Genomic DNA, 15,093 nt, shown 5'->3' with positions numbered 1-15,093 from the left:
GTGTGCGGTGGACCGTCGAGCCTAGCGGTCCTGATCGTCCCGGGGGCGACAATGGAAGGGTGAACCGGACAGCGAGTGACCGCGGCAGGGATCGCGACGGAGAGGGGCGGGCCCGTAGCGCACGTCCCCGCGACGGGCTCGGCCGGCCGCTGCCGTACGGCGCCGAGGGCGTGCCCCGGCAGCCCGAGGGTGTCGTCCGCACTCCCGAGGAGACCCTGTGCGAGGCGCAGCGGCTGCTGGACGCAGGGATGCCCTTCCACGCGCACGAGGTCTTCGAGGACGCCTGGAAGTCCGGCCCCGAGTCGGAGCGTGACCTGTGGCAGGGCCTCGCGCAGCTCGCCGTGGGTCTGACGCACGCCGCCCGCGGCAACACGGCGGGCGGGGCGCGACTGCTGCGCCGCGGCGCCGACCGCCTCGCCGACGGGCCGGGGAGCGTGAGGGCGGCCGCCGCATACGGGATCGACGCCGGTGGACTCGTGGCGTGGGCCCGGGAGTTGGCCGACCGCGCCTCCGGCGGCAGCCGGGCCGAAGGAGCCGATGCGGGCGGAGCAGCGGATGGGGGCGGAGGGACCGATTCGGGCGGAGGGACCGTCGCGGCCGGAGGCGCCCACCCGGCCGCCATGGTGGACCCTGTCGCCGTCGACGCCGCAGCCGAGGCGCCCCGGCTGCGGCTGGACCAGGTCTGAGGGTTACGCCCCCGCGCCCGCTCCCGCCCCCGCTGCCGGGTCCAGCTCCCGCACCAGGACCGACGTATGGCTCACCGACGGGTCCTTGGCCGCCGTCAGGAGGGTGATCGTCCCCTTGGCCGCGAGGCTCCTCAGGCGGTCGAGGGCCGCCGCCGCGTCGGGGGCCTCGAGTTCGGCCTCGTACCGCCGGCTGAACTCCTCGTACGCGCCCTCGGTTGCGTGGTACCAGCGGCGGAGTTCCGTCGACGGCGTGAGGGCCTTCGGCCATTCGTCGATGTGGGCGTCGGTCTTGGCGAGTCCGCGCGGCCAGAGCCGGTCGACGAGGACCCGTACGCCGTCGTCCGGCGAGGGGGTCTCGTAGACCCGGCGGACGCGGACACGGTGGGCGGGCTGTGCGGGCTGTGCGGGCATGGTTCCAGCCTGACAAACCGGCCCGCTGCTCACCCCTCGACGCGCAGCGCCGGAAGGAGGACGGCGTCGACGAAGGTCCGCATGGTCGAGACGTCCGTGAAGCGGTCCTCGAAGAGCCGCTCGATGCGGAGCATGCCCAGGAAGCAGGGGGCGACGAAGCCGATCGCGGGGTTGTCGGCGGCGACCTCGCCCCGCTCGACCGCGCGCGCCACGACCGCGTCGATGGCCGCGACCTCGGGGGCGATGACGGTCTCGCGGAGTGCGGCGCGCAGGTCGGGGTGCTGGATGAAGGCCTGCGCCACGGCCTCCATGAGTTCGGCGTCGCGCTCACGGTGGGAGGCGGCGATCCGGCCCGCCTCGCGCAGGTCGCCCGCGAGGGTTCCGGTGTCGATGCCGGTGAAAACGGTGCAGCGGCGCTGGGCGAGCGCGGCCGTGACGAGCTGCGGCTTGGTGCCCCACTGCCGGTAGAGGGTGGCCTTGCCGCACTTGGTGCGGGCCGCGACGCCCTCCATGGTCACCGAGTCGTAGCCGCCCTCGCGCAGCAGGCAGAGCACGGCGTCGTACAGCTCCGTCTCGCGCTCCGGCGTGATCTTGCTGCGGCGGGCGGCCGCGGTGGCGGCCTCCGTGGACGCCGACCCCGACGTGACCCCCGTCGCGGACGCCGCGATGGGCGCCGACCCCGGCGTGGACGCCGATGCGGACGCGGACGCCGACGTGGACGTCGATTCGGACTCTGACCTGGACGCGGACGTGGACATCGATCCCTCCCGGACACCTCTGTCTCTGCACATACGAGAGTAGGGGGTGCACAATCGAGACGCAAACGTATCGAGACGCTTGCGTCTCGCTGAAATCGGATCTAGGCTCACTCCGTTTGTTGGCGATTTGACTGATTAGAGGGCCGCGCGATGGCTGCCGGGATACGCGGGATACGAGGACCACGTCCTGCCGGGTCGGGGCTGACGCCTACCCCCGCCCCCTCCGGGCTCGACGAGCACGGGAGCGGCGAGGGGGACGGCGGCGAGTCCGTCAGACCGCCCCTGCTGCGCGAGCTCGCGCTCGTCACCGCGCTCTTCCTCGTCTACAAGTTCGGCCGGCTCTTCGCCAACGGCCACGAGTCCCGCGCCTTCCGGAACGCCGACCGCGTCTGGGACGCCGAGCGCGCGCTCCACCTGCCGGGCGAGGAAACGATCCAGCAGCTGCTCCTGCACGGCGAACCGCTGATACGGGCCGCGAACACGTACTACGCGGCCGTGCACTTCCCGGCCACGCTCGCCTTCCTCGTCTGGCTGTACCTGCGCCGCCCCGCCCACTACGTGTGGTCCCGTCGCGTCCTCGCACTCGTCACCGGCGCCGCGCTCGCCCTGCACCTCCTGATGCCGCTCGCGCCGCCGCGGATGCTCGCCGCCAGCGGGCTCGTCGACACCGCGCGGGTCTACGGCCCCTCGGTGTACGGGGCGACGCCGGAGACCGACTCGATGGCCAACCAGTTCGCGGCCATGCCCTCGCTGCACTTCGGCTGGGCGCTGATGGTGGCGATCGGACTGATCGCCGCCACCCGGTCCCGCTGGCGGGTCCTGTGGCTGCTGCACCCGCTGTTCACCCTGCTCGTCATCGTCGGCACCGCCAACCACTACTGGTTCGACGCGCTCGCCGCCGCCGTGCTGCTCGGTCTCGCCCTGCTCGCCGTCCGCGCCCCCGGCCGCCGGACGGCGCCCCCACCCGTACCGCGTCAGGTCGGTACGGCCCCTCTCCCGGTCGGAGCCCTCCGATGAACCCCGCCACCGGCACCGTCGTCGCGGTGCTCCTCTCGCTCGTCTCCGCCGCCGGATACGCGCTCGCCGCCGTCGCCCAGTCCCGGCTCGCCGCCGCCTCCCCCGTCCAGGACGGACGCGGGGCGCTGCGCGCCCTGCTCGCCCGCGGGCAGTGGTGGTCGGCGGTCGGCCTCAACGCCGCCGGAGCACTCGCCCACGTGGCCGCCCTGCACTACGGGCCGCTGACACTGGTTCAGCCGCTCGGCGCGCTGACCCTGGTGGCGGCGCTGCCCCTCGGCGCGTACGCGGCACGGCGCCGGGTGACCCGCACCGAATGGCGCGGGGCGCTGTGGACCCTGACCGGCCTCGTCGGGCTGGTCGCGGTGACCGGCCCCACCGAGCCCGGCGAGGCGCTCAGCCTGCGCGAGTCCCTGGTCGTCGCCGCGGCGACGGCGCTCCTCATCGTCGCGCTCGCCTCGGGCCGGCACCCGGCCAAGGGGCACGCGCCCCGCGGGCTCGGGCACGCCACCGCCTCCGGGATCGCCTCGGGCGTCGCCTCCGCGCTCACCCAGACGCTGACCGCCGCGTTCGCGCTCGAACTCCCGGGCGGCAAGCCGACCTGGTGGCAGACCGCGCTCCTCGCGGTGCTGATCTCGGGCTTCGCGACGGGTGGCCTCCTGCTCTCCCAGGCCGCCTACCGGGGTGGCCTCGCGGCCCCGCTCGCCGTGGTCAACCTCTCCAACCCGGCGGCCGCCGCGATCATCGGCGTGGCACTGCTCGGCGAGACGTTCCGCGCGGGCGCATGGGGCTGGCTGGTCGCGGCCGGCGCGTCGCTTGTCGCGGCGCGCGGCGTGGTGCTCCTGACGAAGGGCGGCTCCCCGGAAGCGGCCCCTGCCGCCCGCCCTGAGGCGGCGACGGGGGCGGGGGCCGGGACGGCAGCGGTGGCAACGGTGGCAGCACCCGAGCCGGTGGCCGTGGCGAGGGCGGTGCCCGAGTCGGCGGCTGTAGCGATGACGGTGCCGGGGTCTGCGGCCGTGGCGATGACGGGGCCCGAGACGGTGGCGGTGCCGGCGTCCGCACCCGAGGCCGCGCCCGTACCCGCACTCTTCCCCGTACCCGTACCCGCACTCGAGCCCGTGGCGTTGCCCGATCCCGCGACGTCGTCCCGTCCCGCAGCACCGTCCGGGCCCGGAAACGCAGACTCCACGCGCACGCGTACTCCTGCCCGGTGGACCATCCTCCGGTCGGTTCCCACACCACGCTCGAAGACCGACGACCTCACCGTCCGCCGTTCGACCCGACCCGATCCGGCCACACCCGCGACGGGCACGACCCGGCTCGACCTGCCCGATCCGGCCACACCGGGCGCCGAGCCCGCGCACGCGCCGGCGGCGGGCTGAGCCCCCTCACACGGCGACGAGATGCCTCCTCCCACCCAGCGAACGACCTTGAATTCGTCATCTTGACGACAACCAGTGAACCCCCCTATCGTCAGCATGACGACAAGGGGGTTTCTTCATGGCCGACATCACCCGGCGGGCCGGCTGGCGCCATCTGCGCTCCGCGCCCACCGCGCACATCCGCCATCAGCGCCGCGGCAAGCTCGTGCACGACGGCGAGGGACTGAGCTTCTGGTTCCGCCCGCTCACCGCGGCCCTCTCCGAGGTCCCGGTCAACGACCGCGAACTGGCCATGGCCTTCCACGCCAGGACCGCCGACTTCCAGGACGTCAGCGTCCAGTCCACCGTCACGTACCGGATCGGCGCCCCGGCGGCCGCCGCCACCCGGCTCGACTTCTCCATCGACCCCGACACGGGCGCGTGGCGCGGCACCCCGCTGGAGCAGATCGCCACCCTTCTCACCGAGACCGCCCAGCAGCACGCCCTCGACGTCCTCGCCCGCACCGCGCTGGCCGAGGCGCTCGTCGACGGCGTGGCGGCGGTACGGGACCGCGTCACGGCCGGACTCGCGGCCGAGCCCCGCCTGCCGTCCACCGGCATCGAGGTCGTCGCCGTCCGGGTGGTCGCGATCCGCCCCGAGCCCGAGGTCGAACGCGCCCTGCGCACCCCCGCCCGCGAGCAGATCCAGCAGGAGGCCGACCGGGCCACGTACGAGCGCCGCGCGGTCGCCGTCGAGCGCGAGCGCACCATCGCGGAGAACGAGCTGGCGAGCAAGATCGAGCTGGCCCGCCAGGAGGAGCGGCTCGTCGAGCAACGCGGCACCAACGCCCGCCGCGAGGCCGAGGAGAACGCCGCGGCCGACGCCGTACGGGCCGAGGCCGAGGCCGTACGGAAGGTCCGCCTCGCGCGGGCCGAGGCGGAGGCGGCGCGCGAGGTCGGGCAGGCGCGCGCCGGAGCGCAGTCCTCCTGGCTGCGGGCGCACGCCGAGGTGGAACCCGCCACCCTGCACGCCCTCGCCGTGTCCCGCGCCGCCGAGAACCTGCCCCGGATCGAGCACCTGACGCTCTCGCCCGACGTCCTGACGGGGCTGCTCGCCAAGCTCGGCGAGGGCGGGGCCCGGCCGTGAGCCTCGCGCCGCGCGCGGTGCTCGTGCACCGGACCACGGAGTACGAGGAGTTGCTCGCCCGGCACGGTACGCACGGGCAGGCCGCGTTCTTCCTCTCCGCGCGCGGCCGCTCGGTCGACGCCGTGCGCGAGCGGCACGAGCGGAGCCGCCGGGCGCTGGCCGAGGTGGCCGCCGCCGTGCCCCTCACCTGGCGGCAGACCAGGGTGGAGCGCGCCGATCTGGACCGTTTCCTGTTCGGGCCCGAGGACGTGGTCGTGGTGGTGGGGCAGGACGGTCTGGTCGCCAACGCGGCGAAGTACCTCAGCGGGCAGCCCGTCATCGGGATCGACGCCGACCCGGGGCGCAATCCGGGCGTCCTGGTCCGCCACCGGGCGGACCGGGCGCGGCGCCTGCTGCCGTACGCGGCGGAGGCCGGGGCGACGGTCGACGAGCTGACGATGGTGGAGGCCGTCACCGACGACGCGCAGCGGCTCCTCGCGCTGAACGAGATCTACGTCGGGCCGCGGAGCCATCAGACCGCCCGGTACACCCTGGACCTCGACGCGACGGACCTTCCGCCGGAGACGCAGGCCTCGTCGGGGGTGCTCGTCGGCACGGGTACGGGGGCCACGGGCTGGCTGCGGTCGCTGTGGGGGCAGCGCTCCAGCGCGCTCGTCCTGCCGGCGCCGGCCGATGCCCGGCTCGCCTGGTTCGTCCGGGAGGCGTGGCCGTCTCCGACGACCGGAACGAGCCGGGTCGAGGGCCTCCTCGACCCGGGTCAGGGGCTGCGCCTCACCGTCGAGTCGGACCGGCTGGTGGTGTTCGGCGACGGCGTCGAGTCGGACGCGCTGGAGCTGACCTGGGGTCAGACCGTCCGCCTCACGGTCGCGGGGCCGCGCCTCCGCCTCGTCCACTGACGGCGGCCGGTCCGGTGCCGGAACCCGATCCGGCCGCGGGTCCCGGTCCGGTGCCGGGATCCGGTCCGGCGAGTCGCGGCCGGAATCGATCGGCCGCGGGCGGAGTCGGTCGCGCGGGGCGCTATGCTCGGCGCGCTTTGCCCGGCTTCCCTCGGGGGTTCTGTCCGCGTTTCACCTGGTTCCCCGTCCACGGGTCACCGCGCCCCAAGGCCCCGGTTCCCGGTGCTCCAGGTCCCGTTCCCCGGCTCCCGATCGAGTACGCGCCCGCTCCCGGCTGTTGAAGGATCCCCATGGCCTCCACCTCTTCCGCCTCCTCCGCCTCGCTGTCCGTCTCCCCCGCCACCGAGCGGGACTGGGCGCTCGTGCGCACCTGGGCGGCCGAGGAGGGGTGGAACCCGGGGCTCTCGGACGCGGCCTCGTTCTTCGCGCAGGACCCCCGGGGGTTCTTCCTCGGCCGGGTCGACGGGGAGCCCGTATCGGCCATTTCGGTCGTCACCTATGACGACGCGTACGCGTTCCTGGGCTTCTATCTCGTACGACCCGAACTCCGCGGCCTCGGTCACGGTCTGGCCACCTGGCGGGCCGCGCTCGCGCACGCGGGCGACCGCTCCGTCGGGCTCGACGGGGTGCCGTCACAGCAGGACAACTACCGGCGCTCCGGCTTCGCGACGGCGTACCGCACGGCGCGCTACGTGGGCGAGGTCCCGGCCGCGGACACCCCGGTGGCCGGGGTGGTGCCCGCCGGGTCCGTGAACCCGGCCGCGCTCGCCGCGTACGACAACGCCTGCCATCACGCCGACCGGCCGCGCTTCCTGGCCTCCTGGCTGGCCACGCCCGGCCATCGTGCGCTGGTACGGATCGTCGACGGACGCCCGGCCGGCTACGGGGTGGTCCGGCCGGCCCAGGACGGGGCGCGGGTGGGGCCGCTGTTCGCGGACACCCCGGCCGACGCGGCCGCCCTGCTCGACGCGCTCGCCGCCGAGGCGCGGGAGTTCGGCTCGGCGCGGATCGCGGTCGACATGCCGGAGTCGAATCCGGCGGCGGCGCGACTGGCCGAGGAGCGGGGCCTGGAGCCGACGTTCGAGACGGCCCGGATGTACACGGGCCCGGTCCGCCCGGTGGCACGCGAGCGCGTGTACGGGGTGACGACGCTCGAACTCGGCTGAGGCCAAGCCCGTCCAGGCCTCGCCCTCAACCGACACCAACCGAAGCAGGTCACCGCCGGCCACCACCACGCACCACCGGTCGTCACCGGCCGCCGCAGGGCATCGCCGAGCACCGCCACGCACCACCGGTCGTCACCGATCACCGCCGGCCACCACCGACCACCGCCACTCGTCGCCGCCCACCACCGGCCGCCGACCGCCGACCCTGGCGGCTTCGTCGTGGGGCCACCCTCAGGCGCCCGCCGAGAGGTGTGTACCTTTCCCGTTGAGCAGGTACGTACCTGCTCGCCGACACGTGCCTGCTCAGGCCGCCGACCGGGCGTACTCCCGCCGCTCGGCGCGCGGGTGACGTGGCGCCGCCTCCCGTGCCCGCGCCCCCGGTCGCACCTCCCCTCACCGGACCCCCGCCGCCCCGTGAGGGGTGACAAGGGTTTTCCCCGTATCGGGTTCACCCCCCCGTTCCCTACTGTCCTCCGCACCGGCAGATATCATCCCCCGACCGCACCCTGACAGGTGCATGCGGAGGGTGGCATCCGCCGGGGACGGCCTTGACCCGGGCCGTCGCGCCGGTGGCGGCGCACGGGCCCCCCAGCCCAGGGAATGCCGGATCGCGACCCCACTTCGCACCGGTGTCCCGCGCCGCCGCCACTGCTTCGCAGCTACGTCGTACTCGAAAGGGCCACACCTTGAACGGTTCCAGGCGGAGAGTCATATCCGTGGTCGCGAGCGCCGCGATCCTCGGCGCCGCTGCCACGACCGGGGCGATCGCCGCCGCCCCGGGCGCTGCCACCCCGAAGCCCGCACCGGCTTCGCAGACGATGCGGGCGCTCCCCAGCGCCCCGGTCGAGAAGGTCATCGTCACCTACAAGAGCAAGGCCGCCGAGGCCGGCTCGAACACCGCCGCGAAGAGCGACACGGCCGAGAAGGCCGCGAAGACGGGCGAGAAGCTCTCCTTCGAGCGTCGTCTCGCCGGCGGCGGCGCCCTGGTCGACCTGGGCGACAGCGCCAGCAAGCAGGACGTGACGGAGGTCATGGCCGCGTTCCGCGCCGACCCGTCCGTCGCCTCGGTCGAGCCCGACATCCGCGCCTACGCGATGGCGGTCACGCCGAACGACACCGACTACAGCAAGCAGTGGGACCTGTTCGAGCCCACCGGTGGCATGAACGTTCCTGCCGCCTGGGACAAGACGACCGGTTCCGGCGTCACCGTCGCCGTCATCGACACCGGCTACGCGGCCCACTCGGACCTGGCGACCAACGTGGTCTCCGGCTACGACTTCATCTCGACCTCCGCCGACGCCCGCGACGGCAACGGCCGTGACGCGGACGCGAAGGACGAGGGCGACTGGAACGCCACCGACAACGAGTGCGGCACCGGCTCCAAGGCGTCGAACTCCTCCTGGCACGGCACCCACGTGGCCGGCACCATCGGCGCCGTCACGAACAACACCAAGGGCATCGCGGGCATCGCGTACAACGCGAAGATCCAGCCCGTGCGGGTGCTCGGCAAGTGCGGCGGCTCGTCCGCCGACATCGCCGACGCCATCACGTGGGCCTCCGGCGGCACCGTGCCGGGCGTCCCGGCCAACGCCACCCCGGCGAAGGTCATCAACCTGAGCCTGGGCGGCGCGAGCGCGACCTGCCCGAGCGTCTACCAGACCGCGATCAACGGCGCCGTCTCGCGCGGTACCACCGTCGTCGTCGCCGCGGGCAACAGCAACGCCAACGCCTCCGGATTCACCCCCGCGAACTGCGCGAACGTCATCAACGTGGCGTCCACCAGCCGTGAGGGCAACCGGTCGTACTACTCCAACTTCGGCGCCATCGTGGACGTGGCCGCGCCCGGCGGCGAGACCCGCCGCTCGACCGACACGCCCGGCACCGTCACCACCCCCGAGAACGGCATCTACTCCACGCTGAACTCGGGCGCGACCACCCAGTCGGCCGAGAACTTCAAGCCCTACCAGGGCACCTCGATGGCGGCGCCGCACATCGCCGGCCTCGCCGCCCTCCTGAAGTCGGCCAAGGGCACCCTCACCCCGGCCGAGATCGAGTCCGCGATCAAGGCCAACGCCCGCCCGCTGCCCGGCACCTGCACCGGCGGCTGCGGCACCGGCATCGCCGACACGGCGAAGACGGTCGACGCCGTCACCACCACCCCGCCGGCCGGCACCGTCTTCACCAACGCGACCGATGTGACGATCGCGGACAACGCCACCGTGTCGTCCTCCATCGCCGTCACCGGCCGCACCGGCAACGCTCCCGCCGCCCTCAAGGTCGGCGTGGACATCAAGCACACCTGGCGCGGGGACCTGGTCATCGACCTGGTCGCCCCCGACGGCACGGTGCGCAACCTCAAGGCGTCCTCCTCCTCGGACAGCGCCGACAACGTCCTGACCACGTACACGGTCGACGCGTCGAGCGAGGTCGCCAACGGCACCTGGAAGCTTCAGGTCCGCGATGTGGCCACGGGTGACACCGGCTACATCAACTCGTGGAGCCTGACCTTCTAAGGCACCACCGCTCCACCACTGAACCACCCCCCACATCAGCATCATTGCTGGTCAGCGACGCGCTCGTGGTCTACACCACGGGCGCGTTCTGGCGTTTCGGGGTGCCGACCCGCCGGGGCACCCTGTCCGTATGCCGGACACAGGGCCTGGACTCCACCGGTGGGCTCCGTATTCTCTGCCCACGGGGCTCATGGGCCGGGGGCCCGAGCGCGCCGGAGGTGATGGACAGTGACGACAGCTCCGTACCTCGCCCTGCGCCCCACGGGTCCGGGGGGACCCCCGGCGCCGGTGGGCCGCGAGGAACTCCTCGCCCGTCTCGAACGCGCCCTCCACACCCGGGGCCGCGCCCTGCTCACCGGGCCCGCCGGCGTCGGCAAGACCGAGCTCGCGCTCGCCGAGGCGAGCCGCGCCGAGGCCCGCGGCGAGACCGTGCTGTGGCTGGCGACGCTGCCGTCCGACCGCGAGATACCCGGGGCGTCGGCCGCCGCGCTCGTGGCCTCGGTGGCGGCGACCGTGCACCGGCCGGAAACCGGCGGGGGCAGGCGCCGTGAGCCACGACCGGCCGACAAGGCACCCGCGGGCCCCGAGGCCTCCGCGGTCTTCGACGAACTGCCCGGGCCCCAGCGCACCGCCGTCGCCATGCTCTGCCGCGAGGCGCCGCTCGACGCCGGCGGCTGGGACCCCATCGCGCTCCGGCTCGGCATCGCCCAGATCCTCCGCACCCTGACCCGCCGGGGCCCCGTGCTCCTCGTCGTCGACGGTGTCCAGCACGTCGACGCGGACAGTGCGGACCTGCTCCGCTTCGCCCTCCACCTCGCGCCGCCCGCGCTGCGGGTGGTGGCCGTCGAGACGCCGGAGCCGTACGGCGAGGCGGGCGAGCCCTACCGTGCGTCCCACCGTCCCGACGATCCGCACGCCGCCCACCTCTGGGTGCCGTCCGAGGCGGACGTGCTGCTCGTGCCGCCGCTGCACGCCGACGAGATCGCCGAACTCCTCATCCACCACCGGCTGCCCTCCCGGATGGCCGGCCGCATCCACCGCGCCAGCGGCGGCAACCCGCGGCTCGCGCTCGCCGTGGGCCGCTCGCTGGCCGACGCGCGGACCCCCGTGCACCACGCCGAGGCGCTGACGCTCTCCGGGCGCGCCCGCGACCTCGCCCGCCAGCTGCTCGGCGCCGCGCCCCTCGCCGTACGGGAGACGCTGCTGCTCGCGGCCCTCGCGCTGCGCCCCTCGTCGACGCTGGTACGGCGGGCGGGGCGGCCCAACGCGGAGGCGGACCTCGCGGCGGCCGAGCGGGCCGGACTCGTATCGCTCGCCGAGGACGGGTCGGTGACCTTCACGGCGGGGCTGCTGCCCTCCACCCTGGTGCACGACGCCTGCTGGGCCGAGCGGAGCGCCGGGCACGCGGCCCTCGCGGAGGTCGTGGACGACCCCGTGGAGGCGGTGCGGCACCGGGCGCTGGCCACCGACAGCCCGGACGAGGAGCTCGCGGCCGAGGTCGCGAACGCCGCCGATCTGGCGCGGCGGCGCGGGAACAGCGCGCTCGCTGCCGAACTCGCCCTGCTGGCCGCCGAGTCGACGCCCGGACGGCACGGGACGCGGCGGATCGCGCGGCTCGTCGACGCCGCCGAGGAGGCCGCCCGCGCGGCCCGTGCCGACCTCGCCATGCGGGCCGCCACCGATCTCCTCGCCCGCGACGCGGTGCCCTCCGACCGGGTCAGGGCGCGGCTCGCCGTCCTCGACACCGCGGGTCAGGGGCTGACCGGGCTCGACGAGATGTACGTCCACGCCATGGAGGACTCGGAGGGCGACACCGCCCTGCGGGCCGCCGTGCAGCTCCGGCTCGCCGTCAAGTACGTGCTCGCGGACGGCGATCCGCAGCGCTCGCGGACGGCGGCCGTCGAATCGGCCGCGCTCGCCGCCTCCATGGGCGATCCGCGTACGGCGGCGCAGGCGCTGACCGTACAGGCGCGGATGGAGCGGGCGCTCGGCGCGCCGGACGCGGAGGCCGTGCTCGCGCAGGCCCGCGCCCTGGAGCTGGCCGAGCGGCCCCTCGGAATCCGCAACGCCGCACAGATCCTGACGATCCGTCACGCCCTGTTCGACGACCGGCTGACGGATGCCCGCGACGAACTGAACGCGCTGCTGCCCCTGGTCCAGCGGCGCGGTTCGGTGGAGGACACGATCGAGCTGTTCTCCACGCTGGCCGCCGTCGAGTCCCGCAGGGGAGCCTGCGCGGCCGCCCTCGCGCACGCCGGGCAGTCCCTCGCGCTCACCCTGGAGGCGGGCCTCTCCCCCGGCCCCGCCTGGTACACGCTGGCGCTGGCGGAGACGGCCGGCGGCAGCTTCGCGCGGGCGGCGAGCTACGCCCGGCGCAGCGTCCAGGCCTCGGAGGAGGAGGGCGACCGGGTGTTCCTCTCCCGCAGCCGGTACGCGCTCGGCCGGGTCCAGCTGATCAACGGGGACGTCGCCGCCGCCCTGGAGACCCTGCGGCGCGTCCAGGCCGACGAGCGCGCCCAGTCCACCGTGGACCCGTCGATGCTGCGCTGGCACGAGGAGCTGGCCGAGGCGCTGCTCGCCCATGACGCGGGCGAGGAGGCCCTGGCGCTCCTCGACGAGGTGCGGCCGGTGGCGGCCCGGCTCGGCCGCTCGACGGTCCTGCTCGGCTGCGACCGGGCGTACGCCCTGTGGCTCGCGGCGGAGGGGCGCACGGACGAGGCGGCGCAGCTGCTCACCCGCACGGCCGAGGCCTTCGGCCGGGCCGGGCTGCCGCTGGAGCGGGGGCGGGCGCTGATCGCCCTGGCCCGGGTGGAGCGCCGCAGACGGCGCCGGTCGGCGGCGCAGAGCGCGCTGCAGACGGCGGCCTCGGTGTTCGAGCGGGCCGGGGCGACGCCGTGGCTGGCCCTGGCGTGCGAGTCCCCGGCGGGCGCGGTGGGCGAGAGCCCCGGGGGCGGCTCCGGGGGTGAGGAGGCGCTGCCGGCGCTCTCCTCGCTGACGGAGGCCGAGCTGCGGCTGGCCCGTCTGGTGGGGCAGGGCGCCAGCAACCAGGAGGCGGCGGCGAAGCTGTATCTGAGTGTGAAGACGGTCGAGGCGCGGCTGACGCGGATCTACCAGAAGCTGGACGTCCGCTCGCGGGCGCAGCTCGCGACGGCGCTCAGACCGTGAACGGCCGCTGATCCACGAACTCCTGGTCCGGGCTGCCCGTGAGGTGGAGGTTCGGGCTCTGGGTCGGGGGCAGCCTGCGCTGGATCGCCCGGTGGAAGTCGCGGTAGCCGCCGCGGAAGGCGCCACCGTCCCACACCTGGAGCAGCGCCTCGGTGAAGGCGCCGTTGACGTCGCCGTCGGAGGCGACCTGGTTGTCCTGGCAGGCCGAGACGAGGAGCGCGTCGGGGCCCGCTCCGGCCGCGGGGCCGGACTCGGCGAGGGAGCGCCGGAGCTCGGCGTAGAAGCCCCGGTCGCGGTCGTAGAGCTGCCGCTGCCGGGGTTCGGGCATGAAGCGGGCGGTGGCGTCGGCCTCCGGTCCGCCGGGGATCTCGATGCTGCTGCCGCTGTGGCAGCAGTCGAAGAAGGACACGATCCGTACGTCGTCGGCGAAGGCGCCGAAGGCGTGCCGGACCTCGTCGTCGAGGAACTGCCGGTCGTAGAGGACGAGGGTCTCGTCGAGCGCGTCCGGTTCGTCGTCCGAGCCCGCGGCGGTCGGGCCGAGGTCCGCGTCGGGCACTTGGCCGCCGTGGCCCGAGTAGCTGAAGAGCAGGATGTCGCCGGGGCCGAGCCGGGCGGCCGCGTCGCCGAGCACGGCGGTGACGTTGGCGGCGGTCCCTTCGTGGGTGAGGAGGACCGTGCTCTCGAATCCGGCGCCGCGGGCGAGCCGTGCCATGTCGTGGGCGTCGTTCTCGCAGGCGACCAGGGTGCCTTCCCAGCCCTCGTAACGGGCGGGGTCGACGCTGTTGAGTCCGACGTGAAGGGCGAGTCCGGTGGTCATGGGGTGCCTCCTGGCGGAAGAGGAGGAAGGTGGAGGGCGGAGGGGAACCGGGGCGTCTGATCGAGTGGCCTGTGGTCCGGCGCCGAGCGCGCCCTTCTCCACGCGGTACTTACATCGTATGAACCCTTCCGATCCCCCGCCCCCTCCGGGCACGGACGGCGCCCGCGGCTCGGCGCTCGCCGACCGCGCCGGCTATGACGAGGCCTTCCTCGGACCCGTCGTCCCGCTGCCGCTGCCGGTCCGGCCGGCGATCGGGACGGTGATCCTGCCGTACACCCACTTCACCGTGGTCTTCCGGCCCGACCGGCGTCTCGCCGCGTCGACGGCCGTGTGCATCGAGGGACGGGAACTCCTGGAGGACGTACCCCGTGAAGACGTCTGGCGGTTCGACCCGCGGCTGCCCGAGGAACAGCAGGCGGGCGACGACGTCTACCGGAACAACAGCCTCGACCGAGGCCATCTGGTCCGCCGGCTCGACCCGGTCTGGGGGCCCTCGGCCCTGGCCGTCCGCGCCAACGCGGACACCTTCCACTTCACCAACGCCGCCCCCCAGGCGGATGTCTTCAACCAGGGCAGGCAGCTCTGGCAGGGCCTGGAGAACCACCTGCTCGACCATGCCGCCGCACATGACCGGAGGCTGACCGTCCTCACGGGCCCGGTCCTCCACGACTCCGACCCGCCGTACCGGGGGATCCAGGTGCCGATGCGCTTCTGGAAGGTGGCCGCCTTCCTCCAGGACGGGGCGCTCGCGGCGGCCGCGTACGTGCTCGACCAGAGCCCCGACCTGAGCCGCGACGCGGAGCGTGCGCTCGCGGGGGCGACGACCGGCGCACCGCCGCCGCTCGGCCCGTTCCGTACGTACCAGGTGCCCGTCTCGGACGTCGCGGAGATCACCGAGCTGGAGTTCGGGCCGCTGCCCGACGTGGACGTGATGCCGGCGACACGGGCGCCCGAGGAGCGGTGGCGGCGGCTCGAGTCGTACGAGGACATCGTGCTGCACCCCTGAGCCGCGGGCGCGCCCCTCCCCGGTCCGTCCCCGGTCCGCACCCTGCCCGCCCTTTCCCCACAGCGATTGCGACCCCTTCGGGCCGGTGAAACGATGGGAGGGACGGGCCGTCCGGCCCGATCACTCACGTCCCGGCGCCGGAGCGACCGGCGC

General features: G+C 74.6%; 12 protein-coding genes. 9 read left to right on the top strand and 3 right to left on the bottom strand.

The window, feature by feature from the left end:
- Nucleotides 1–59 precede the first annotated feature (59 nt).
- Nucleotides 60–686: a DUF309 domain-containing protein gene (locus ACFQ79_RS03705; RefSeq protein ID WP_383579187.1), complete on the top strand. Its 627-nt coding sequence runs from the start codon at nt 60–62 to the stop codon at nt 684–686.
- A gap of 3 nt (nt 687–689) precedes the next feature.
- On the opposite strand, the gene ACFQ79_RS03700 is transcribed toward ACFQ79_RS03705, so the two are convergent.
- Nucleotides 690–1,097: a DUF488 domain-containing protein gene (locus ACFQ79_RS03700; RefSeq protein ID WP_383579186.1), complete on the bottom strand. Its 408-nt coding sequence runs from the start codon at nt 1,095–1,097 to the stop codon at nt 690–692.
- Nucleotides 1,098–1,126: 29 nt separating this feature from the next.
- Nucleotides 1,127–1,855, bottom strand: coding sequence for a TetR/AcrR family transcriptional regulator (locus ACFQ79_RS03695; RefSeq protein ID WP_383579185.1), 729 nt, complete (start codon nt 1,853–1,855; stop codon nt 1,127–1,129).
- Between the two features lie 201 nt (nt 1,856–2,056).
- On the opposite strand from ACFQ79_RS03695, the gene ACFQ79_RS03690 reads away from it, so the two are divergent.
- From ACFQ79_RS03690 to ACFQ79_RS03660, 7 genes are all read left to right on the top strand, one after another.
- Entirely contained in the window at nt 2,057–2,872 is an 816-nt protein-coding gene (locus ACFQ79_RS03690) for a phosphatase PAP2 family protein (protein WP_383579258.1), read from the top strand.
- Nucleotides 2,869–4,251, top strand: coding sequence for a DMT family transporter (locus ACFQ79_RS03685; RefSeq protein ID WP_383579184.1), 1,383 nt, complete (start codon nt 2,869–2,871; stop codon nt 4,249–4,251). The genes ACFQ79_RS03690 and ACFQ79_RS03685 overlap by 4 nt, the downstream gene beginning before the upstream one ends.
- Nucleotides 4,252–4,369: 118 nt before the next feature.
- Nucleotides 4,370–5,377, top strand: coding sequence for an SPFH domain-containing protein (locus tag ACFQ79_RS03680; protein WP_383579183.1), 1,008 nt, complete (start codon nt 4,370–4,372; stop codon nt 5,375–5,377).
- Nucleotides 5,374–6,273, top strand: a complete 900-nt coding sequence (locus ACFQ79_RS03675) for a hypothetical protein (protein ID WP_383579182.1) — start codon at nt 5,374–5,376, stop codon at nt 6,271–6,273. Before ACFQ79_RS03680 ends, ACFQ79_RS03675 begins: the two co-directional genes overlap by 4 nt.
- 290 nt (nt 6,274–6,563) lie before the next feature.
- Nucleotides 6,564–7,439 carry a GNAT family N-acetyltransferase gene (locus ACFQ79_RS03670; RefSeq protein ID WP_383579181.1) on the top strand — a complete coding sequence of 292 codons (876 nt, stop codon included), beginning with the start codon at nt 6,564–6,566 and terminating at the stop codon, nt 7,437–7,439.
- A gap of 818 nt (nt 7,440–8,257) precedes the next feature.
- Nucleotides 8,258–9,952, top strand: a complete 1,695-nt coding sequence (locus ACFQ79_RS03665) for a S8 family serine peptidase (RefSeq protein ID WP_383579257.1) — start codon at nt 8,258–8,260, stop codon at nt 9,950–9,952.
- 228 nt (nt 9,953–10,180) lie between these two features.
- Nucleotides 10,181–13,117, top strand: coding sequence for an AAA family ATPase (locus ACFQ79_RS03660; protein WP_383579180.1), 2,937 nt, complete (start codon nt 10,181–10,183; stop codon nt 13,115–13,117).
- Here ACFQ79_RS03660 and ACFQ79_RS03655 read toward each other — a convergent pair.
- Nucleotides 13,107–13,934, bottom strand: a complete 828-nt coding sequence (locus ACFQ79_RS03655) for a caspase domain-containing protein (protein ID WP_383579179.1) — start codon at nt 13,932–13,934, stop codon at nt 13,107–13,109. The genes ACFQ79_RS03660 and ACFQ79_RS03655 overlap by 11 nt on opposite strands.
- A 118-nt stretch (nt 13,935–14,052) precedes the next feature.
- Here ACFQ79_RS03655 and ACFQ79_RS03650 point away from each other — a divergent pair, with 118 nt between their 5' ends.
- A complete protein-coding gene (locus ACFQ79_RS03650) occupies nt 14,053–14,940 on the top strand; it encodes a DNA/RNA non-specific endonuclease (protein WP_383579178.1) in 888 nt (295 codons plus the stop codon).
- The last annotated feature ends 153 nt before the right edge of the window (nt 14,941–15,093 follow it).

It is taken from the genome of Streptomyces sp. NPDC056480, assembly GCF_042795405.1.
Taxonomy (GTDB): domain Bacteria; phylum Actinomycetota; class Actinomycetes; order Streptomycetales; family Streptomycetaceae; genus Streptomyces.
The sequence above is the reverse complement of the archived record's forward strand: the minus strand, read 5'-3'. Positions and strand labels throughout refer to the sequence as shown.

What these genes read in the sequence shown, in the direction of transcription:
- ACFQ79_RS03700 (WP_383579186.1), bottom strand. Translation starts at nt 1,097, where the DNA reads ATGCCCGCACAGCCCGCACAGCCCGCCCACCGTGTCCGCGTCCGCCGG.
- ACFQ79_RS03695 (WP_383579185.1), bottom strand. Translation starts at nt 1,855, where the DNA reads ATGTCCACGTCCGCGTCCAGGTCAGAGTCCGAATCGACGTCCACGTCG.
- ACFQ79_RS03685 (WP_383579184.1), top strand. Translation starts at nt 2,869, where the DNA reads ATGAACCCCGCCACCGGCACCGTCGTCGCGGTGCTCCTCTCGCTCGTC.
- ACFQ79_RS03680 (WP_383579183.1), top strand. Translation starts at nt 4,370, where the DNA reads ATGGCCGACATCACCCGGCGGGCCGGCTGGCGCCATCTGCGCTCCGCG.
- ACFQ79_RS03670 (WP_383579181.1), top strand. Translation starts at nt 6,564, where the DNA reads ATGGCCTCCACCTCTTCCGCCTCCTCCGCCTCGCTGTCCGTCTCCCCC.
- ACFQ79_RS03665 (WP_383579257.1), top strand. Translation starts at nt 8,258, where the DNA reads ATGCGGGCGCTCCCCAGCGCCCCGGTCGAGAAGGTCATCGTCACCTAC.
- ACFQ79_RS03655 (WP_383579179.1), bottom strand. Translation starts at nt 13,934, where the DNA reads ATGACCACCGGACTCGCCCTTCACGTCGGACTCAACAGCGTCGACCCC.
- ACFQ79_RS03650 (WP_383579178.1), top strand. Translation starts at nt 14,053, where the DNA reads ATGAACCCTTCCGATCCCCCGCCCCCTCCGGGCACGGACGGCGCCCGC.